This window comes from Isoptericola aurantiacus, from assembly GCF_044769875.1.
Lineage (GTDB): Bacteria > Actinomycetota > Actinomycetes > Actinomycetales > Cellulomonadaceae > Isoptericola > Isoptericola aurantiacus.
The window spans coordinates 43983-61929 of sequence record NZ_JBJBAE010000006.1 but is presented as its reverse complement, the minus strand read 5'-3'; the positions used below and the strand labels follow the sequence as shown (position 1 = coordinate 61929).

The following is a 17947-nucleotide window of genomic DNA, read 5'->3' as shown; positions in this document are numbered from 1 at the left end:
GCTGCGAGGACGCCGGAGCATACGCGGTCGTCCTGGGTGCGCGCTGGGAGGCACGCGGCGGGTGCCGACGGCGTCGCCCCGCCCGGTCGGTCAGAACAACGGCCACGGGACGGACGGCATGTCGCCCTCGGGCGACGGGAACCGCGCCGTGCGCAGCAGCCGGTCGCAGCGGTCGGCGAGCGCCGCGACCTCGTCCGGGGCCAGCAGCGACGCGAGACGGCCGCCCAGGCCGGCACCGCCGTCGTCGTCCAGCCCGGTGCGCACCCGCCGGACGCCGTCGAGCTCGTCGGCCAGCAACGGCTCGCCCAGCCACCCCCACAGCACCGTGCGCAGCTTCGGCTCCACGTGGAAGGTGACGCCGTGGTCGACGCCGAGGCGGCGCCCGTCCGGCAGGGGCAGCACGTGGCCGCCCTTGCGGTCGGCGTTGTTGACGACGGCGTCGAACAGGGCCATGCGCCGCAGGGACGGCGAGTCCTCGTGGACCAGGCAGACCGGCCCGCCGTCGTCGCCGCTGCCCTCGAGGACCACGCGCCACCCGTCGCCCGGTGCGTCGGACGACGGGACGACGTCGACCGGGCTCTGGTCGCGGTCCTGCTCCTGCCAGAGCTGGACCATGCCCGGGCCGAACGGTCCGTCGCGCAGCCAGGTCCGGGGCACGATCCCCCCGCCGAACGACTCCGAGACCAGGTAGGCCGCGACCTCGCGGTGGGCGAGCGTGCCGCCCGGGAAGTCCCACAGCGGCTTCTCACCGGCCACGGGCTTGTAGACGACCGGGGCGCGGCCGATCCGCCCGACGAACGTGGCGTTCGAGGCCGTGGGGATGCGGCCGACGACGTCGAGGGTGTCGTGCTGGAGATCGGCTCGCGCGCCGGTCACGGCGCCGTCGACGGGCTCGGGGTGCTCGGTGCACCCACGGTGCTCACGCGTCGTCGTCCGGGGGGCACTCGTGCCCGTCCTCGTCCATCGGCAGCCCGCAGTCCGGGCACGTCGGGCGGCCGGCGTCGACGACCTGGCGGGCTCGCTGCGCGAACGCCCGGGCGGTGCCGACGGGGATCCGCACGAGCAGCATCTCGCGGGGCTCGGCGTCGTCGTCCCCCGCGCCGTCGAGGCCGCCGGCATCGGCGGCGTCGGGCGGGTCCTCACCGACGGGATACGCCTCGATCACCAGCTGCGCGGTCCGCGGGTCCCAGCCCAGCCGCATCGACCCGGTCCGGAAGTCCTCCTCCACCGGCTGCTCCAGGGGCTCGTCGTCGGCGAGCCCCGCCGGAGCCTCCGACGGGATCGACAGCGTGTCGTCCTTCGCCATCAGCTCGTCGAGCATCCGGTCGATCATCTCCGCCAGCACGGCCGACTGCTGCTTCTCCAGCGCGATGCTGGACGTGCGGGTGCCCGCACGGGCCTGCAGGTAGAAGGTGCGTGATCCGGGACGTCCGACCGTCCCGATCACGACCCGGTCGGGCCAGTCGAACTCGTGCACGAGGGTGGGCATGCCACCACTCTAGGAGGCTCCCGCGCCGGGTCCACCGCCGACGGCGGCATCGCCGGCCGGTCCGGCGTCACGCAGCCACGCGAGGTCCCCGGCGTCGGTGCTGGTGGCCACGACCTCGGGGCGGTGCGGGCCGTACCGCACGATCGAGACCGAGCCGGGTCCCACCGCGATGCGCTGGAAGAGGTCGAGGTGCATGCCCAGGGCGTCAGCGAGCACCGCCTTGATGACGTCGCCGTGCGCGACGGCGGCCCACACCGCGCCCTCGCCGTGCTCCTGCGCGAGCGCCGCGTCATGGCGGCGCACCGCCGCCACCGACCGGGCCTGCATCGCCGCGAGCGACTCACCCCCCGGGAAGGTCACCGCCGACGGCTGCGACTGGACCTGCGGCCACAGGGGGTCCTTCGCGAGGTCGCGCAGGGCGCGGCCCTGCCACCGACCGTAGTCGCACTCGCACAGGCCGTCCTCGGTCACGACCGGTGGCGCCCCGGCCTGCTGGTCGACGACGGCGCGGGCCGTCTCCCGGCAGCGTTCGAGCGGGCTCGACACGACCGCGGCGAGGGGCACCGCCGCCAGCCGCTGCGCGGTCCGGGCCGCCTGGTCGCGACCGACGTCGTCGAGCCGCACGCCGGGAGCGCGGCCCGCCAGGACGCCGTCGGCGTTCGCGGTGGTGCGGCCGTGACGGACGAGCAGGACGGTGGGCATGGTCCGGAGCCTACGACGTCGGGCACCCGTCGGGCACGACGCGCGGCACGCCGTCGCACGCGCCGTCCGGGCTCGCGAAGCGTGACGGACCCAGCACGAGCGCCGGTGCCGCGCCGCCCGGCCATGGGCGACGATAGGTCCGTGACCCGCTCGGAACAGCACCCGCCGAAGACCACCGACCCCGTCCGCCCCGCCTGGCTCACCTGGACCGTCCGGGCGGTGGCCGCCGCCGGCCTGGCCGTCGTGGCGTGGGCCTGCGCCACGGCGTGGGCCGCCGTCGTCCACGGGCACCCTGCCTACGCCGTGTGGCTCGCCGTGACCGCGGTGGTCTGCGCGCTGGTGCTGTGGCGCTCGACGCGCCCGCGGCCCGCACACCGCGGCTGGCGACGGGCGGCCGACGTCGTCCTGGTCGTCGGCGCGGCGCTGTGGATCGCGGCGACCGCCTGGCTGCGCCCGTTCAGCGCCGTCGAGCCCGCCCTGACCGCGCTGGAGTCCGACGCCCAGGTCACCGTCACCGAGTCACCCACCCGGATCGAACTGACGCCCGCCGACGGCGGCGACGGGACCGCCGTGTTCTTCCAGCCCGGCGCGAAGGTCGAGGCGCGGGCGTACGCCGCGGTGCTGCGACCGCTCGCCGAGGCCGGGCACACCGTCGTCGTCGCCCAGCAGCCGCTGGGCATCGCGTTCCTCGCCACCGGAGCGTTCGACGACGCCCGGGCGCGGCATCCCGAGGCCGAGCAGTGGGTCGTGGGCGGGCACTCCCTCGGCGGGGTCGTGGCGTCCGCCGACGCCGACGCCGCGGACGAGCCCGACGACGGCTCGGCGCCCGCCGTCGGCCTGCTGCTGTACGCGTCCTACCCGAACGGGGACGTCAGCACCAGCCTGACCGCCGCCGTCCAGTCGATCTCGGCATCGCAGGACGGCCTGTCCACGCCGGCCACGATCGACGCGTCGCGGTCCACCCTGCCGGCCGGGAGCAGCTTCACCGTCGTCGACGGCGCCGTCCACGCCTTCTTCGGCGACTACGGCCCCCAGCCCGGCGACGGCGTGCCGACCATCTCCCACGACGACGCGCGGGAGCAGATCTCCGCCGCCTCCGTGCGGTTCGTGGACTCGCTCGCCGACTGAGCGGCGCGGGCGCGCCGTCGGCCGTCACACGTGCGGCGACGCCTCTGGGGGGCGGAGCTCTGACCGGTCGGACGCCCCACAGCCGGAGCGTGACCGGCCCGGCGCCTACGGGTGGTCTCCGCCAGGGGCGCGGTGCCGGTCGCCGGCGAGGGCAAGCCCCACGGCGGTGCCGATCGGCACACCGAGTCCGGCGTCGAGCCCGGGAAGGAGAAAGGCGGCGAGCCACCCGGCGGCGGCGCCGAGGGCGATCCAGACGTACTGACCGTACCTGTCCATGGGCTGCCTCCACATTTTTTCGTCACACCGTACCGTAACAGTGTTGCAGTACGATGAGAACCATGGGACGACCACAGCTGCATGACGAGCACACCCGCCGTTCCTTGCTCGACGCGGCCGAGTCGCTCGTCGAGCGGGAGGGCCTCGAGGCGCTCTCGGTGCGCGGCGTCGCCGGCTCGGCGGCCACCACCACCCGTGCCGTCTACAGCCTGTTCGGGTCCCGGGAGGGCCTGCTCGACGCGCTCGGTGCACGCGCCTTCGACCACTTGGCGGCCGCGCTGGACGCCCAGCCGCTGCGGTCCGAGCCGAGATCGGGGCTGATCGATGCCGGCGCCGACGCGTTCCGTCGCCTCGCCACGGAGCGTCCCGGCCTGCTGCGCGCTGCGATACAGCGCGCCAAGGCCGGTCCGGGAACCCTCACTCACCGGTCCGGGCAGCGTGCGTCGGCCCGGCTGCTCGTCCGGCTGGAACGCTTGGAGGAGGCCGGGCTGCTCCCTCATCGAGACCCGCACGAGGCCGCCCAGGAATTCCACGCCCTCTGCGAGGGCCTCGCGTCCCTGCAGCTGCGCGGGGCGCTCCCGCCCGACCAGAGCGAGCGCGTCTGGCGTGCCGCACTCACCACCATGGTCGACGGGCTCGCCGTCGATACGGACGCCGTCTCCGGAGCCACGGGCTGACGACGGCCGGGCGGTGTCGGCGCGGCGGGTCGGAACCGGCGCCCCAGCGACACACCCGCACCGGGTCCACGCCCCGACCGAGCAGCGCCCGCAACGGCGCCGGCGTCACCGTCAGGGCACCGTCGCCGAGGTGCCCGACGCCTTGGCCCATCCACACGCCGGGCGGTGTGCACGCCCCGGTGAAATACCTGGTGAACGCTGACGCCTGCAGCTCGTTCCCGTCACCGGTCACGACCCACCACAGTCGATAGGCGGACCTCTGCCCGACGGAGATCACGCGCATCGAGACCGTCACACGTGGCAGGTGTGCGGCGGACTCCACGAACGATCAACGCCAGGATCACACCGCCGATCCGCAGCGATCGATCTCCGACGTCAGTTGGCGTACGCCCTCGCGCTGACCCAACGCATGCGGGGCTTCCACGGCATCTCGAAAAGCGAAGCGAGCACGCCCTTCGCGCTGTCCTCCAAGACCGTCCCATCGGGCAGCGCGACCCGGTACGAGCGCACCTTCCACCCCTTTCCGACCTCGACCCTTCCCGCCACCACCGCATCGACGACCACTCGGACCACGTCCACACTCGACGGCGTCCGCGGCATCTGCCAGCCCGGGCATCCCTCAAGCCCGACGATGATGCCGTCCGCGTCGTGCATCAGCCAGACCTCCAGCGCGCCGTCCGTCGCAGGTCGCACGGAGAAGCCTTCGACGTCACTGTCGACGCTGGGCCCAGACACCTCGGCGCTGGTGGCCAAGTCGCTGCGCAGCATGGACGCCAAGCAGCGAAGCTCGATCGTCTCGCGATCGTTGGGCACTTCGCCACCGGCGCTCGTCACGGACGGAATGATGCCGCAATCGCGCCGACTCGCGAAACCTGCGACCGGACTCGGTCGGCCTGGGGTGCCAGACGTGTGAACGCGCGCGTTGCGCGTCCGCAACAGGTCGTGACCGAAGGCCCCAGGCCGCGCCGTTCGGATCACGCCATGGACGCTGCCGGGAAGTAGACCGTCGGCCACTTCCCGCCGTCGGGGTACTGGAGGCTCCGGCGCCGCACGTACACGCCGACACTCCACTTCGTCCCACGCTCGTCGCGCGGCTCCCCCACGGCGATGTAGCCACGGTACGGCGGCGTCCAGAACTGGTAGCCACCCCACCCCGCACCACCGTCGATCCCGTCGATCGCGTCGACCAACCAGGAACGAAGCCACGGCGCGTCGAAGCCAAAGTCCTTCAGGGCGTCGTCGAAGGTACGCGGTCCATGGTCATAGCGCGGGGTCGTGTCGGCGACCGAGTGGCTCACGGCGTTCATGGCGACATCGTCGCCGGGCTCGTCGCCGTCGTCATCTGTTCAAGCGGGCGAAGTTCGCGCCGAGGGCGGGTCGTCACCAGTCGAAGGCGCGCGCCACGACGCTCCCGGCGCCGCGGACGAGCCAGACGATGCCGCGTCCGACGTTCACGACGACGCTGATGAGGTCAAAGAACTCCGCGACTCTCGCGATGCCGCGCCCGAGGGCCCGAAAAGGTCGCCACACCTGATGCCAGAAGCCCCGTCGCGGGCGATTGGGCACGTTCACGACCGCAGAGTGCCACACATATCCCTCTCTCGGACCCGCCCGAGCACGGGTGCTGGTCGCGCGGGCCACCACGGTCGCGTCCCACGTCGCCGCGACGACCACGATCCCCGACCGCGCCGATCGGGCGCGTCCGGCTGATCCTGCGGGTGCTCGGCCCCGCGACGGCCCGGGTGCTGGGCTACGTCCCCGGCCGCCGCCTCAGCCTCGGGGAGGACATGCCCGCCGCGGCGATGCGCGAGTGGAGCCGCTGGTCGACCATGCCGGGCTACTTCTTCGAGGACTCGACCATGACTGCCGCCGCCGACGCCGCGCGTGTCACCGGCGACGTCCTCGCCGTCGGTGACACGCTGTGGCCCGAGCTCCTCGCCTGGCTCGACGCACGCGCCGGCGCTGCGCCTCCCCAGGAGGACGGCAACGTCCGCTTCCGCGCCAGGAAGCCGCGACGATGACACACCGCACGCCACGGCTGGTGTTCCTCACCGTCGCGGCGGCGGAACTCCAGATGCGGCGGTGGATCGCCCGGCGCGGCGCCGCACACACCGCCGGAAGCGGCGACCAGGGATCCCCCCCCCCGCCGCCGGCGTGCTGCTGCACCTCGCCGACCACCCCGGCACGACGATCGGCGAGGACACGGCCGCGCTGCAGGCCTCCACGCAGGCGCCAGCGGCCTGCTCGCCCGCATGGAGCGCGCCGACCTTATGCACCGTCGCATCGACCCCGACGACCGACGCGCCAGGGTGTCGAGCCGCCCGCCGACGACGAAGAGCGCATAGAAGATGTCGTTCCACACGACAGAAGCCGCTACGTCTCTGTTTCGCCCCGTGGAAAGCAGGCCTTGTCGAAGGCATCGAGCGTGCTGGGGACGACGGCGCGGGCCGCGCGCCGATGGACGTAGGGAAACCTTGACAGCAGCTCGAGTGCTGTCAAGGTTTCCCTACGCGGCGGCTGACCCGACCGAACGAGCGCGCCCATCAACGCGCGAGGGCGCGGGGAACTTGCCCAACCGACCAGACCTCGACTCGCCGCAGGAAAACCTTTACAGTCAATGTGTTGGTGTAGAGGTTCTCCTACGGAGGTGGTTGTCGTGTCCGCAGACCTGCTCACCGCCCTACCGTCGACGTTCCGCTACTCCCGCGCCCGGGAGCTCTTCAACGAACGGCAGTTCCGAAAGCTTGTCGACGAGGGAGAGATCGTCGCGATCGCCCGCGGTCTGTACCGCAAGCGCGGCCTCGCGGGCGACGACGATCTCATCGAGATCACGTCCCGCACCCCCGATGCGACCCTCTGCTTGCGTTCGGCCCTGGCCCGCCACAACCTCATCGACGACATCCCCGCCCAGATCGACATCGCGATCCCTCGCGGTGCATGGACCCCGAGCACCGAGACACCGGTTCGCTGGCGACACTTCGATACCAAGACATTCCCCATCGGCAGGAGCCTGCTGGACATCGGGGACATGGCGACCATCGGGCTGTACTCGGCCGAGCGCAGCATCATCGACGCTTTTCGGATGCGGTCCCTCGAGGGCCCCGAGCTCGCCAACGAGTCTCTGAAGCGGTGGCTGCGGAGCGGCGGCCAACCGTCGGAGCTGCTCCGCATGGCTCGCGACTTTCCACGCGCCTTGACCCCTCTGCGACAAACCATGGAGATCCTGCTGTGACCCGACCGACGCACGGCACGCCCGCGGGAGATGCCTACCTGGATCTGCAGAACCAAGCGCGCCGCTCCAAGCGGCCCACACAGGAACTGCACCAGATGTACGTGCTCGAGGGTTTCCTGGCCCGACTCGCGGCGAGTTCCGAGCGCGACCACTTCGTCCTCAAGGGTGGCGTGCTGCTGGCTGCCTTCGGGTCGCGCCGCCCCACCAAGGACATCGACCTCGCAGCGCTCGAGACCGCCAACGATGTCGACGCCGTCAGCGCGCTCGTGACCGAAGTCGCCGCGACCGTGCTACCGGACGACGACGGCATCGAGTTCCTACCGGAAACCGCGCGAGCGAAGACAATCCGCGAGGACGACGAGTACCAAGGCGTGCGCGTGCACGTTGACGCACGCTTGGCCACGGCCCGCCTTCCGATCCACGTGGACGTCAACGTCGGCGACCCGATCTGGCCCGCGCCGTCTGACGTCGCCGTCCCACGCCTTCGCGGCGGCGAGGCGATCACCCTGAGGGGCTACCCGATCCACATGGTCTACGCCGAGAAGATCGTCACCGCCGTCCAGCGCGGCCTGGCCAACACTCGATGGCGCGATTTCGGTGATGTGTGGAGCCTGTCCAGGAACCACGCTGTCAACGCCGACGACGTCATTCGCGCCGTCGGGGAAGTTGCGCGTCACCGCAGGGCGACGCTGCGCCCGCTGGCCGACGTGCTCGATGGATTCGCTCCGCTCGTCCAGACGCGTTGGTCCCGTTGGCTGCGCGGCTCGGGATCACCTCACATGCCCGCCGATATCGTGACCGTGCTCGACGACGTCGTAGCGTTCGCCGACCCCGTGCTGACCGGCCGGGCCGCCGGTCTCACGTGGGACCCGGCCGAGTCCATCTGGCATGGGCCTCGGTAGTTCCTCGGCCGACCCCCGTCGTCCACCAGGATCAGACACAGAGAAAGGCCCGGACCTGCGACGACTCGCAGGTCCGGGCCTCTGTGCGCGACGGCAGCACCACCGTCGGGCGGCGGCGCCGGTGATCAGAGGTTGATCATGTGCCCCGCGAGCCCGTGGATGGCCTCCTGGACGGACTCGGACAGCGTCGGGTGCGTGTGCACGTTGCGCGCGACCTCGTCGGCGGTGAGGTCCCACTTCTGCGCGAGCGTGAGCTCGGGCAGCAGCTCGGAGACGTCGGGGCCGATCATGTGCGCGCCGAGCAGCTCGTTGTACGTGGCGTCGGCCACCAGCTTGACGAAGCCGGTGGGGTCGCCGAGCCCGTGGGCCTTGCCGTTGGCCATGAACGGGAAGTTCGAGACCTTGACGTCGTAGCCCTCGGCCTTGGCCTGCTCCTCGGTGAGGCCGAACGAGGCGACCTGCGGCTGGCAGAACGTGGCTCGCGGCATCATGCGGTAGTCGCCGAGCGTCATCGTCTCGGCATCGCCGATCGTCTCGGCGGCGACGACGCCCTGCGCCTCGGCGACGTGGGCGAGCATGAGCTTGGCCGTGACGTCACCGATGGCGAACAGGTGCGGCACGTTGGTCCGCATGTGGTCGTCGATGGCGATGGCGCCGCGCTCGTCGAGCTGCACGCCGGTGTTCTCCAGGCCGAAGCCCTCGACGGCCGGGGCGAAGCCGACGGCCATGAGGACCTTGTCGACCTCGAGCGAGCCGGGCTTGTCGTCCTTGACGCCCTTGTACTCGACCTTCACGGACGAGCCGTTGTCCTGGACGGACTGCACGGCGGTGGAGGTCAGGATCTTCACGCCGAGCTTCTTGTACTGCTTGGCGATCTCCTTGGAGACGGCCGCGTCCTCGTTCGGCAGCGCACGGTCGAGGAACTCGACGATGGTGACGTCCACGCCGTAGTTCTTCAGGACGTAGGCGAACTCCATGCCGATGGCGCCGGCGCCGACGATGGCGATCGACTTCGGCAGGTCGCGCGTCATGATCTGCTTCTCGTAGGTCACGACGTTCTCGGAGAGCTCGACGCCCGGCAGCAGCTTGACGCGCGAGCCGGTCGCGATGATCGCGTTGTCGAAGGTCACCGTCTCGGTGCCGCCGGCGTTCAGCGCCACCTCGATCGTGTTCGCGTCGCGGAACGTTCCGCGTCCGTCGTACTCGGTGATCTTGTTCTTCTTCATGAGGAAGTGGACGCCCTTGGTCCGCCCGTCCGCCACCTCGCGGGACCGGTCGAACGCCTTGCCGAAGTCGAACGTCACGTCGCCCGACATGCCGAAGAAGTCGGCCTGGTGGGTGAACAGGTGCGCGAGCTCCGCGTTGCGCAGGAGGGCCTTGGAGGGGATGCAGCCCACGTTGAGGCACACACCACCCCAGTACTTCTCCTCGATGATGGCGACGGACTTGCCGAGCTGTGCCGCACGGATCGCGGCGACGTAGCCGCCGGGGCCAGCTCCGAGGAGGACGACGTCGTAGTGGGAAGCCATGAGGCCACCCTATGAGGTGTCGTGGCATGGTGCGGCGTGACGTGCGTCGCACCGGCACGAGGGCGGGGCTGCGCGGGTCTCAGCGCACGGAGTCGACGCCGTCGTTGGCGAGCTGGTCGGCACGCTCGTTGCCCGGGTCGCCGGCGTGCCCCTTGACCCAGATCCAGCGCACCTCGTGCCGGGCGACCTCGGCGTCCAGGGCCTGCCACAGGTCGACGTTCTTGACGGGCTTCTTGGCCGACGTCTGCCAGCCGTTGCGCTTCCAACCCGCGATCCACGTCTTCATGCCGTTCATCACGTAGGACGAGTCGGTGTGCACGGTGACGGCGCTGGGTCCCTTGAGCGCGCGCAGCGCCTCGACGACGGCGGTGAGCTCCATGCGGTTGTTGGTGGTGACCTTCTCGCCGCCGAACAGCTCCTTGGCGTGCCCGCCGGACTTCAGCAGCGCACCCCATCCCCCGAGCCCGGGGTTGCCCTTGCAGGCACCGTCGGTCCAGATCTCCACTGCCGGCTTGTCGTCCACGCGGGCCACCCTATGCGGCGAGACGAGTTGTCGGTGGACCGGCGTAGCCTCGGACTCACCGCGCGCAAGGAGGGGACGACGGCGGCACGCATCCCGGGAGGCATCGTGAGGTTCGGGTTCATCGGCAGCTTCGGCACACCCCTGGAGCAGGTGCGGCTCGCCCGGGAGTGCGAGGAGCACGGCTGGGACGGGTTCTTCACCTGGGACGGCGTGGACATCGGCGCCGAGGGGTTCGACGCGCACCCCACCTGGGACCCGTTCGGCATCCTGGCCGCGGTCGCGACGGCCACGGAGCGGCTCACGCTCGGCGCGGTCGTGCTCGCGCTCCCCCGCCGTCGGCCGTGGGAGCTCGCCCAGCAGGTGCTCACGGTGGACCATCTCTCCGGCGGGCGCCTCGTGCTGCCCGTCGGACTCGGCGTGCCCGTGGACCACGCGTTCTCGTCCGTGGCGGGCCAGCCCACGGCGCTGCGCGACCGCGCTCGCGCTCTCGACGAGGTGCTCGACTGGCTGGAGCGCTCGTGGTCCGGCGAGTCGTTCGAGCACGACGGTGCCTGGACGGCCACGGGGCCGTTCCGCTTCCCGCAGCCACCGGTCCGCGGCCGGGTCCCGGTGTGGCCCGTCGGGGTCTGGGACGCCCGGCGGCCGCCCCGCCGCAGCCTGGACCGTGCGCTGCGGTGGGACGGCATCGTGCCCCAGGTGCGCGGCGACTCCCCCGAGGACGCCGAGGCGGGACCGGAGCAGGTCAGGGAGCTGGTCAACTGGCTCGCCGAGCACCGTGCCGTCGACGCCGGGCCGTTCGACGTGGTCGTCCAGGGCCGCCTCGACGCCGACCCGGGGACGGCCGCTCGGCAGGCGCGCGCGATGGCGGACGCCGGGGCGACCTGGTGGATGGAGTCCTGGTGGGACCCGACCACCACGACGCACGAGTTCCTGCTGGACCGAGCCCGCCAGGGCCCGCCCGTCCTGTGACGGCTCCGGGGCCGCGCGACCCCGGAGCACGCGACACGAGCCGCGTCAGGACACGGGCCGCGCCGGCTCGATCTCGACCTTCGGCAGGTGCTTGGCCGGCAGCGTCCTCGGGCGCCAGGCGGCCCGCTGCTCCTCGAACGCGGTGATGTCGGCCTCGTTCTGCAGGGTCAGGCCGATGTCGTCCAGGCCCTCCATGAGGCGCCAGCGCGTGTAGTCGTCGATCTGGAACGGCACGGTGACGTCGTCGGCGTGCGCGGTGCGCGTCTCCAGGTCGACGGTGACCTCGGTGCCGGGCTTGGCCTCGAGGATCTTCCAGAGCAGCTCGATGTCCTCCTGGGCGACGATGCCGGCCACGAGACCCTGCTTGCCGGAGTTGCCGCGGAAGATGTCGGCGAACCGGGAGGCCAGCACGACGCGGAACCCGTAGTCCTTGAGCGCCCAGACGGCGTGCTCGCGCGACGAGCCGGTGCCGAAGTCGGGTCCGGCCACGAGCACCGAGCCGGAGGAGTACGCCTCCTGGTTGAGCACGAACTCCGGGTCGCCGCGCCAGGCGGCGAACAGCGCGTCCTCGAAACCGGTACGCGTGACCCGCTTGAGGTAGACGGCCGGGATGATCTGGTCGGTGTCGACGTTGCTGCGGCGCAGCGGCACCCCGACGCCGGTGTGGGTGGTGATCTTCTCCATGGTGACTCCTAGAAGCGCGGGGGGCTCAGACGAACGAGGGGGCGGACAGCGGCGCCAGCGGCGTGCCGTCGAACGTGGTCAGGTCGACGTCGGCGTCCAGCTCCAGGTCGGACAGCGACGAGAGCGTGCCGCGGATGGCCGTGGCGGCGGCGACGAGCGGCGAGACCAGGTGGGTGCGGCCGCCCTTGCCCTGCCGGCCCTCGAAGTTGCGGTTGGACGTGGACGCCGCCCGCTCGCCGGGGGCGAGCTGGTCGGGGTTCATGCCCAGGCACATGGAGCACCCGGCGTTGCGCCACTCGGCGCCGAACTCCTTGAAGATGACGTCCAGGCCCTCGGCCTCGGCCTGCAGGCGGACACGGGCCGACGCCGGGACCACCAGCACGCGCACGTCCTCGGCCTTGTGGCGGCCCTGGAGGACCTTGGCCACCGACCGGAGGTCCTCGATGCGGCCGTTGGTGCACGAACCGATGAACACGGTGTCCACCGTGACGTCGCGCAGCGGCATGCCGGGCTCGAGCCCCATGTACTCGAGCGCACGCTCGGCGCTGACCCGCTCGCCCTCGTCGGCGATCTCCGCGGGGACGGGCACGTTCGCGCTCAGCGGCAGGCCCTGGCCGGGGTTGGTCCCCCAGGTGACGAACGGCTCGAGGTCGGCGGCCTCGAGGACGACCTCCGCGTCGAAGGTGGCGTCGTCGTCGGAGCGCAGCGTCTTCCAGTACTCGACGGCCTCGTCCCAGTCCGCGCCCTCGGGAGCGTGCGGACGGCCCTTCAGGTACTCGAACGTGGTCTCGTCGGGGGCGATCATGCCGGCGCGGGCGCCGGCCTCGATGGACATGTTGCAGATCGTCATCCGCGCCTCCATCGAGAGCTTGCGGATGGCCTCGCCGCGGTACTCGAGGACGTAGCCCTGACCGCCGCCGGTGCCGATCTTGGCGATGATCGCCAGGATGATGTCCTTGGAGGTGGCGCCGGGGGGCAGCTCCCCGTCGACCGTGATCGCCATCGTCTTGAACGGCGTCAGCGGCAGGGTCTGGGTGGCGAGCACGTGCTCGACCTCGGAGGTGCCGATGCCGAAGGCGAGCGCGCCGAACGCGCCGTGGGTGGAGGTGTGGGAGTCGCCGCACACCACCGTCAGGCCCGGCATCGTCAGCCCGAGCTGCGGGCCCACCTGGTGGACGATGCCCTGGTCGGCGTCGCCCAGGGAGTGGATGCGGACGCCGAACTCGGCGGCGTTGTTGCGCAGCGTGTCGATCTGCGTGCGGCTCGTGAGGTCCGCGATCGGCAGGTCGATGTCGAGCGTCGGGGTGTTGTGGTCCTCCGTGGCGAGCGTGAGGTCGGGACGCCGCACGGGTCGACCGGCCAGCCGCAGCCCCTCGAACGCCTGCGGGCTGGTGACCTCGTGCACGAGGTGGAGGTCGATGTAGAGCAGGTCGGGTGCTCCGTCGACTCCCCGACGCACCAGGTGCGCCCCCCAGACCTTCTCTGCCAGCGTGCCGGCCATCACGAGCTCCTCGTCCGCCGCCTCGTGGGCGGCTGTCGTCCTTCAGTGTGTGCGAAGCCGACGTGCCCGTTCGCGTCCTCGTTCTACGTAGGACTTGCAATCTCACCAAGCGAGACGTCAGTATCGACCTATGGACGATACTAGCGGAGTCGGCGTACTGGACAAGGCCGCGTCCGTACTCGGTGCACTCGAGGCCGGCCCGGCCACCCTGGCGCAGCTCGTCTCCTCGACCGGACTGGCCCGCCCGACGGCGCACCGGCTCGCCGTCGCGCTCGAGCACCACCGGTTCGTGGCCCGGGACATGCAGGGCCGCTTCGTGCTCGGACCGCGCCTCAACGAGCTCGCGACGGCCGCCGGGGAGGACCGCCTCCTGGCAGCCGCCAACCCGGTGCTCACGGCGCTGCGCGACCACACGGGCGAGAGCGCGCAGCTCTACCGCCGCCAGGGCGACCACCGGGTGTGCGTCGCCGCCGCCGAGCGTCCGGTCGGCCTGCGGGACTCGATCCCCGTCGGCGCCACGCTGACGATGCACGCCGGGTCGGCCGCGCAGATCCTGCTCGCCTGGGAGGAGCCGGACCGCCTGCACCGCGGCCTGCGCGAGGCGGTCTTCACCGCCACCATCCTGTCGGGCGTCCGACGGCGCGGCTGGGCCCAGTCGGTCTCGGAGCGCGAGCTCGGGGTCGCCTCCGTCTCGGCGCCCGTGCGCGGGCCGTCCGGTCGCGTGGTCGCGGCCGTCTCGGTCTCCGGGCCGGTCGAGCGCCTGACCCGGCAGCCGGGACGCCTGCACTCGGCGTCGGTCGTGGCCACGGCCAACCGCCTCACGGAGGTCCTGCAGCGCGCCGGTGAGTGACGGCACGCCGACCGGATTGCTGCGCTGACCTGGACAAGGTCAGTAGGCTCCTGGCCAGCGAGGCGATTCCGTCCCGTCAACCGAGAGGCTTGAGGACCCGATGCCGGCCAAGGCCAAGACCATCCTGATCTGGCTCGTGGTGATCTTCGTGATCTTCGCGATCTACAACAGCCCGGACCGCGCGTCCGAGGTCGTCTCCGCGATCTGGGACGTGATCGTCAACGCGGTGGCTGCGTTCGGCGAGTTCTTGGGCGGGCTGCTGAACTGACCGTGGAGCCGCCCGACGAGGCCGTCCGCACGCACCGCCACCTGCGCCGGTACCTCCTGACCGGCGAGACGGTGACCGTCGCGACCCGTCTGCACTGGGCCAAGATCCTCGAGCCGATCGCCACGGCGCTCGCCGTCACCGTGCTGGTCGCCTGGCTGCACAGCACCACCGGCACCGGCTGGGTCTGGCTGCTGTGGGCGGTCGCGGCCGGGCGCTTCCTGTTCCGCTGGGCCGAGTGGAACTACGAGTGGTTCGTGGCCACCGACAAGCGCCTGATCCTCACCTACGGGTTCATCATCCACAAGGTGGCGATGATGCCGCTGGTGAAGGTCACCGACATGGGGTACTCGCGCACGCCGACGGGCCAGGTGCTCGGCTACGGACGGTTCGTCATGGAGTCGGCCGGTCAGGACCAGGCGCTGCGTCAGGTCGACTACGTGCCGAACCCGGACCACACCTACCGGACGCTGTGCGACACGATCTTCATGCCGCGCACCCAGCCCGGACAGGGCCAGCCACGACGCAGCGAGGGTCCGCCCCCGTCGGTCGTGCCCTCCGGTCGCCGTGAACCCCGGCCGACGACGGCGGAGCTGCCGATCGTCCCGCCTCCCGGCCGGGGAGCCGCGCACCCCGCCGAGAGCCGGAGCCCCGCTCCGCAGGACGCGTCCCGTCCGGCACCGGGGGCACCGACCTGGCAGGCGACGGGCGGGGTCACCGTGCCGCAACCGTTCGACTCTTCCGAGGTGGCCGGGCCGTCCGGACGCACCCGGCCGCGCCAGGGCCGTCCGGCGTCGTCCCGGCGCCCGGCGCGCAGCCGTGGCAGCGAACGCTCACCGTACGACCCGCCGTCGAGCGACGGACCCGGGACCACGGTGCCCGACCCGTTCCTCTGAGCCGTGCCGATCCAGCGTGCCGGGGGAAGGTCCCGCGGTCCGCGACTGGCTGCCGGCAGCCTGTCCGCACACGACGAAGGCCCGGTCCCCTGGGACCGGGCCTCGCACTGTGTACCCCCAACGGGATTTGAACCCGTGTTACCGCCGTGAGAGGGCGGCGTCCTAGGCCGCTAGACGATGGGGGCCGGACGTGGTTCCGTCTCCGGAACCTGCACGTCACCCGAGCTCGGGTGGATGCGTACCCCCAACGGGATTTGAACCCGTGTTACCGCCGTGAGAGGGCGGCGTCCTAGGCCGCTAGACGATGGGGGCCTGTGGATCATCGGCCGCGAGGACCGATGTGCCGAGAGAACCTTAGCGCACGCCCTGGGACCGATCGTGGTCCGTCAACGGAGCGCCGAGGTGCTGCGCTGGGGTACCAGGACTCGAACCTAGACTAAGAGAATCAGAATCTCTCGTGCTGCCAATTACACCATACCCCATGGTATGTGAACATCCCCGGGCAAAACCGACACCGTGGACCGGCGCCGATCGGACCTGCCCGAAGAGGCCCAACGACCCAGAACATTACCGGACACCACCGGCGGATTCCAAACGCGGACCCCGGTGCCCTTCGTCACGTCACGACCGCCCCGGACGTGGCACGCTGCCACCATGCCGACGACGCCGGACCCCGCCTCCCGCACTGACCGCGCCGCCTCCTTCGCGCAGGGCGCGGACGTCTACGCCCACGTGCGTCCCACCTACCCGGCCGAGGCCGTCGCGTGGATGCTCCCCGACGGCGCCACACGTGTGCTGGACCTCGGCGCCGGCACCGGGCTGCTGACCCGGCGCCTGGTCGAGCACGGCTGCCTCGAGGTGGTCGCGGTCGACCCGTCCGAGCCGATGCTCGCCCACCTGCGCGACACGTTCCCCCAGGTCGAGGCCCAGGTCGGCACCGCCGAGGAGATCCCGGTGCCCGACGCCTCCGTCGACGCGGTCACGGTCGGCCAGGCGTGGCACTGGTTCGATCCCGCACGCGCCGCGGCCGAGATCGCCCGCGTGCTGCGCCCGGGTGGACACCTCGGCATCGTGTGGAACGACCGCGACGAGCGCATCGAGTGGGTCGCCCGCCTGGGCGAGATCCTGCACCGCGGGGACCGGCTGGAGCCGGACGGCGCCCACAGCGTCCGCGCCCCGGAGCTCGGCGAGGCCTTCGACGGCGCGGAGCGCACCGAGCACCCCTGGGGGCACCGGATGGCCACCTCCGACCTGCGGCTGCTGGCGGCCTCGCGGAGCTACTTCCTGACTCTGCCCGACGCGGAACGCGAACCGCTCCTGCAACAGGTGGACGACCTGGTGGTCACCCACCCCGACCTGGCCGGCACCACCGAGATCGCCCTGCCCTACGTCACGACGGCGTACCGCGCGCGACGGCGCTGAGCCGCCGGGCGGCGGCGGACGGCGTGACCCCGTCGCGCCAGACGACGCGGAGCCGCCGGGACAGGTCGACCCCTGCGACGCCGAGGGCGACCAGCCGCCCGGAGTCGACGTCGTCGGCCACCGTCAGGGCCGACAGCACCGCCACCTGCCCACCGTGCCGGACGGCGGCCTTCAGTGCCGCCGTCGAGCCCAGGGTCGGCAGGTGCGGCGGCAGTGCCCGCCCGACGCCGGCGAGCGCCCGCTCGAGGATCTGCCGGGTCCCGGAGCCGGCCTCGCGCAGCACGAGCCGCTGATCCAGCAGCTCGTCGGGCCGCACGGACCGACGCCGGGCCCACGCGTGCGACGGCGCGACGACGGCGACCAGCTCGTCGCGCGCGACGGTCCGGCTGCGCAGCCCCCGGCGCACGTCGGGACTCTCCACGAACCCGAGGTCGGCCTCGTCGGCCAGCACGAGGTCCATGACGTCGCTGGAGTTGCGCACCACCAGCTCGACCTCGGCGCCGTCACCCCGTGCTGCGAGCAGCGCGAGCCACCGGGGCACGAGGTACTCGGCGACCGTCAGGCTCGCCGCCACCCGCAGCGCCGTCGACGGCCCGGAGCGCAGGCCCGCCACCGAGGCCTCGAAGCGGTCGGAGGCCGTCACCACCTCCCGGGCCCAGCCGGCCACGGCCCGCCCGGTCGGTGTCAGCGCGGTGCCGCGGGCACCCCGGGCGACGAGCTCCAGCCCCAGGCGCCGCTCGACCCGGCGCAGCCCCGCGGACGCGGTGGGCTGCGCGATCCCGAGAGCGCGCGCCGCCGCGCTGATGGACCCGTGGGTGTCGACGGCCACGAGCAGCTCGAACGCGGCGAGCGAGGTGCGGTCTGCCATAGGGCGAGTCTATGGATGGATCACCAGGTCGGCC

At 72.1% G+C, this 17947-nt stretch carries 22 protein-coding genes and 3 tRNA genes; 10 read left to right on the top strand and 15 right to left on the bottom strand.

From position 1 onward, the window contains the following. Positions 1-90: 90 nt before the first annotated feature. From ACIQLL_RS15440 to ACIQLL_RS15430, 3 genes are read right to left on the bottom strand one after another with little or no spacing between them, the layout of a single operon-like run. Positions 91-876, bottom strand: a complete 786-nt coding sequence (locus ACIQLL_RS15440) for an SCO1664 family protein (RefSeq protein WP_402468990.1) — start codon at positions 874-876, stop codon at positions 91-93. 43 nt (positions 877-919) lie between these two features. Next, positions 920-1489: a DUF3090 domain-containing protein gene (locus ACIQLL_RS15435; protein WP_402468987.1), complete on the bottom strand. Its 570-nt coding sequence runs from the start codon at positions 1487-1489 to the stop codon at positions 920-922. A gap of 9 nt (positions 1490-1498) precedes the next feature. Continuing rightward, entirely contained in the window at positions 1499-2191 is a 693-nt protein-coding gene (locus ACIQLL_RS15430) for an MSMEG_4193 family putative phosphomutase (protein WP_402468984.1), read from the bottom strand. A 141-nt stretch (positions 2192-2332) separates the two neighbouring features. Between ACIQLL_RS15430 and ACIQLL_RS15425 the strand changes: the two genes are divergently transcribed. Next, on the top strand, positions 2333-3319 hold the full coding sequence (locus ACIQLL_RS15425; RefSeq protein ID WP_402468981.1) for an alpha/beta hydrolase: 987 nt from the start codon (positions 2333-2335) through the stop codon (positions 3317-3319). Between the two features lie 105 nt (positions 3320-3424). Here the strand turns inward: ACIQLL_RS15425 and ACIQLL_RS15420 are convergent, their stop codons facing one another. Continuing rightward, positions 3425-3595 (bottom strand): hypothetical protein, encoded by a 171-nt coding sequence (locus ACIQLL_RS15420; protein ID WP_402468978.1) that lies wholly within the window; start codon positions 3593-3595, stop codon positions 3425-3427. A 62-nt stretch (positions 3596-3657) separates the two neighbouring features. On the opposite strand from ACIQLL_RS15420, the gene ACIQLL_RS15415 reads away from it, so the two are divergent. After that, positions 3658-4272 carry a TetR/AcrR family transcriptional regulator gene (locus ACIQLL_RS15415; RefSeq protein WP_402468976.1) on the top strand — a complete coding sequence of 205 codons (615 nt, stop codon included), beginning with the start codon at positions 3658-3660 and terminating at the stop codon, positions 4270-4272. A 375-nt stretch (positions 4273-4647) separates the two neighbouring features. Here the strand turns inward: ACIQLL_RS15415 and ACIQLL_RS15410 are convergent, their stop codons facing one another. The 3 genes from ACIQLL_RS15410 to ACIQLL_RS15400 all read right to left on the bottom strand — a co-directional run bounded on the left by ACIQLL_RS15410 (position 4648) and on the right by ACIQLL_RS15400 (position 5844). Beyond that, positions 4648-5106: a hypothetical protein gene (locus ACIQLL_RS15410; RefSeq protein WP_402468973.1), complete on the bottom strand. Its 459-nt coding sequence runs from the start codon at positions 5104-5106 to the stop codon at positions 4648-4650. Between the two features lie 140 nt (positions 5107-5246). Beyond that, positions 5247-5579, bottom strand: coding sequence for a hypothetical protein (locus ACIQLL_RS15405; RefSeq protein ID WP_402468970.1), 333 nt, complete (start codon positions 5577-5579; stop codon positions 5247-5249). A 73-nt stretch (positions 5580-5652) separates the two neighbouring features. After that, positions 5653-5844, bottom strand: coding sequence for a hypothetical protein (locus ACIQLL_RS15400; protein ID WP_402468967.1), 192 nt, complete (start codon positions 5842-5844; stop codon positions 5653-5655). Between the two features lie 146 nt (positions 5845-5990). Here ACIQLL_RS15400 and ACIQLL_RS15395 point away from each other — a divergent pair, with 146 nt between their 5' ends. From ACIQLL_RS15395 to ACIQLL_RS15385, 3 genes are all read left to right on the top strand, one after another. Continuing rightward, positions 5991-6293, top strand: a complete 303-nt coding sequence (locus tag ACIQLL_RS15395; protein ID WP_402468964.1) for a hypothetical protein — start codon at positions 5991-5993, stop codon at positions 6291-6293. Between the two features lie 635 nt (positions 6294-6928). After that, positions 6929-7504 (top strand): type IV toxin-antitoxin system AbiEi family antitoxin domain-containing protein, encoded by a 576-nt coding sequence (locus ACIQLL_RS15390; protein WP_402468961.1) that lies wholly within the window; start codon positions 6929-6931, stop codon positions 7502-7504. After that, positions 7501-8406, top strand: coding sequence for a nucleotidyl transferase AbiEii/AbiGii toxin family protein (locus tag ACIQLL_RS15385; protein ID WP_402468958.1), 906 nt, complete (start codon positions 7501-7503; stop codon positions 8404-8406). Before ACIQLL_RS15390 ends, ACIQLL_RS15385 begins: the two co-directional genes overlap by 4 nt. Before the next feature lie 125 nt (positions 8407-8531). Here the strand turns inward: ACIQLL_RS15385 and lpdA are convergent, their stop codons facing one another. Both lpdA and rnhA read right to left on the bottom strand, forming a co-directional pair. Beyond that, complete coding sequence (gene lpdA / locus ACIQLL_RS15380; protein ID WP_402468955.1) at positions 8532-9935, bottom strand: dihydrolipoyl dehydrogenase; 1404 nt, start codon at positions 9933-9935, stop codon at positions 8532-8534. Between the two features lie 79 nt (positions 9936-10014). Beyond that, positions 10015-10458, bottom strand: coding sequence for a ribonuclease HI (rnhA, locus tag ACIQLL_RS15375; RefSeq protein WP_402468952.1), 444 nt, complete (start codon positions 10456-10458; stop codon positions 10015-10017). A 33-nt stretch (positions 10459-10491) separates the two neighbouring features. On the opposite strand from rnhA, the gene ACIQLL_RS15370 reads away from it, so the two are divergent. Further along, complete coding sequence (locus tag ACIQLL_RS15370; protein ID WP_402468949.1) at positions 10492-11427, top strand: LLM class flavin-dependent oxidoreductase; 936 nt, start codon at positions 10492-10494, stop codon at positions 11425-11427. Between the two features lie 45 nt (positions 11428-11472). Here ACIQLL_RS15370 and leuD read toward each other — a convergent pair whose 3' ends face one another. Both leuD and leuC read right to left on the bottom strand, forming a co-directional pair. Next, entirely contained in the window at positions 11473-12111 is a 639-nt protein-coding gene (gene leuD, locus ACIQLL_RS15365; RefSeq protein ID WP_402468946.1) for a 3-isopropylmalate dehydratase small subunit, read from the bottom strand. Between the two features lie 25 nt (positions 12112-12136). Further along, entirely contained in the window at positions 12137-13612 is a 1476-nt protein-coding gene (gene leuC / locus ACIQLL_RS15360; RefSeq protein ID WP_402468943.1) for a 3-isopropylmalate dehydratase large subunit, read from the bottom strand. Positions 13613-13742: 130 nt separating this feature from the next. Between leuC and ACIQLL_RS15355 the strand changes: the two genes are divergently transcribed. The 3 genes from ACIQLL_RS15355 to ACIQLL_RS15345 all read left to right on the top strand — a co-directional run bounded on the left by ACIQLL_RS15355 (position 13743) and on the right by ACIQLL_RS15345 (position 15623). Next, positions 13743-14462 (top strand): IclR family transcriptional regulator, encoded by a 720-nt coding sequence (locus tag ACIQLL_RS15355; protein ID WP_402468940.1) that lies wholly within the window; start codon positions 13743-13745, stop codon positions 14460-14462. 100 nt (positions 14463-14562) lie between these two features. Beyond that, positions 14563-14730, top strand: coding sequence for a hypothetical protein (locus tag ACIQLL_RS15350; protein ID WP_402468937.1), 168 nt, complete (start codon positions 14563-14565; stop codon positions 14728-14730). 2 nt (positions 14731-14732) lie between these two features. Then, positions 14733-15623 carry a PH domain-containing protein gene (locus ACIQLL_RS15345; RefSeq protein WP_402468934.1) on the top strand — a complete coding sequence of 297 codons (891 nt, stop codon included), beginning with the start codon at positions 14733-14735 and terminating at the stop codon, positions 15621-15623. 112 nt (positions 15624-15735) lie between these two features. On the opposite strand, the gene ACIQLL_RS15340 is transcribed toward ACIQLL_RS15345, so the two are convergent. From ACIQLL_RS15340 to ACIQLL_RS15330, 3 genes are all read right to left on the bottom strand, one after another. After that, positions 15736-15808 (bottom strand) — tRNA-Glu (locus ACIQLL_RS15340). Positions 15809-15862: 54 nt separating this feature from the next. Further along, a tRNA-Glu gene (locus ACIQLL_RS15335) sits at positions 15863-15935 on the bottom strand. A 98-nt stretch (positions 15936-16033) separates the two neighbouring features. Then, a tRNA-Gln gene (locus ACIQLL_RS15330) sits at positions 16034-16105 on the bottom strand. Positions 16106-16277: 172 nt separating this feature from the next. Between ACIQLL_RS15330 and ACIQLL_RS15325 the strand changes: the two genes are divergently transcribed. Beyond that, positions 16278-17045: a class I SAM-dependent methyltransferase gene (locus tag ACIQLL_RS15325; RefSeq protein ID WP_402468932.1), complete on the top strand. Its 768-nt coding sequence runs from the start codon at positions 16278-16280 to the stop codon at positions 17043-17045. Here the strand turns inward: ACIQLL_RS15325 and ACIQLL_RS15320 are convergent. After that, entirely contained in the window at positions 17014-17913 is a 900-nt protein-coding gene (locus ACIQLL_RS15320; RefSeq protein WP_402468929.1) for a LysR family transcriptional regulator, read from the bottom strand. The genes ACIQLL_RS15325 and ACIQLL_RS15320 overlap by 32 nt on opposite strands. Positions 17914-17947 lie beyond the last annotated feature (34 nt).

Excerpts from the sequence above, each read along its gene's own strand:
- ACIQLL_RS15405 (WP_402468970.1), bottom strand. The coding sequence starts at position 5,579 with ATGAACGCCGTGAGCCACTCGGTCGCCGACACGACCCCGCGCTATGAC.
- ACIQLL_RS15320 (WP_402468929.1), bottom strand. The coding sequence starts at position 17,913 with ATGGCAGACCGCACCTCGCTCGCCGCGTTCGAGCTGCTCGTGGCCGTC.
- ACIQLL_RS15415 (WP_402468976.1), top strand. The coding sequence starts at position 3,658 with ATGGGACGACCACAGCTGCATGACGAGCACACCCGCCGTTCCTTGCTC.
- ACIQLL_RS15420 (WP_402468978.1), bottom strand. The coding sequence starts at position 3,595 with ATGGACAGGTACGGTCAGTACGTCTGGATCGCCCTCGGCGCCGCCGCC.
- ACIQLL_RS15355 (WP_402468940.1), top strand. The coding sequence starts at position 13,743 with ATGGACGATACTAGCGGAGTCGGCGTACTGGACAAGGCCGCGTCCGTA.
- leuD (WP_402468946.1), bottom strand. The coding sequence starts at position 12,111 with ATGGAGAAGATCACCACCCACACCGGCGTCGGGGTGCCGCTGCGCCGC.
- lpdA (WP_402468955.1), bottom strand. The coding sequence starts at position 9,935 with ATGGCTTCCCACTACGACGTCGTCCTCCTCGGAGCTGGCCCCGGCGGC.
- ACIQLL_RS15435 (WP_402468987.1), bottom strand. The coding sequence starts at position 1,489 with ATGCCCACCCTCGTGCACGAGTTCGACTGGCCCGACCGGGTCGTGATC.
- ACIQLL_RS15325 (WP_402468932.1), top strand. The coding sequence starts at position 16,278 with ATGCCGACGACGCCGGACCCCGCCTCCCGCACTGACCGCGCCGCCTCC.
- leuC (WP_402468943.1), bottom strand. The coding sequence starts at position 13,612 with ATGGCCGGCACGCTGGCAGAGAAGGTCTGGGGGGCGCACCTGGTGCGT.
- ACIQLL_RS15350 (WP_402468937.1), top strand. The coding sequence starts at position 14,563 with ATGCCGGCCAAGGCCAAGACCATCCTGATCTGGCTCGTGGTGATCTTC.
- ACIQLL_RS15430 (WP_402468984.1), bottom strand. The coding sequence starts at position 2,191 with ATGCCCACCGTCCTGCTCGTCCGTCACGGCCGCACCACCGCGAACGCC.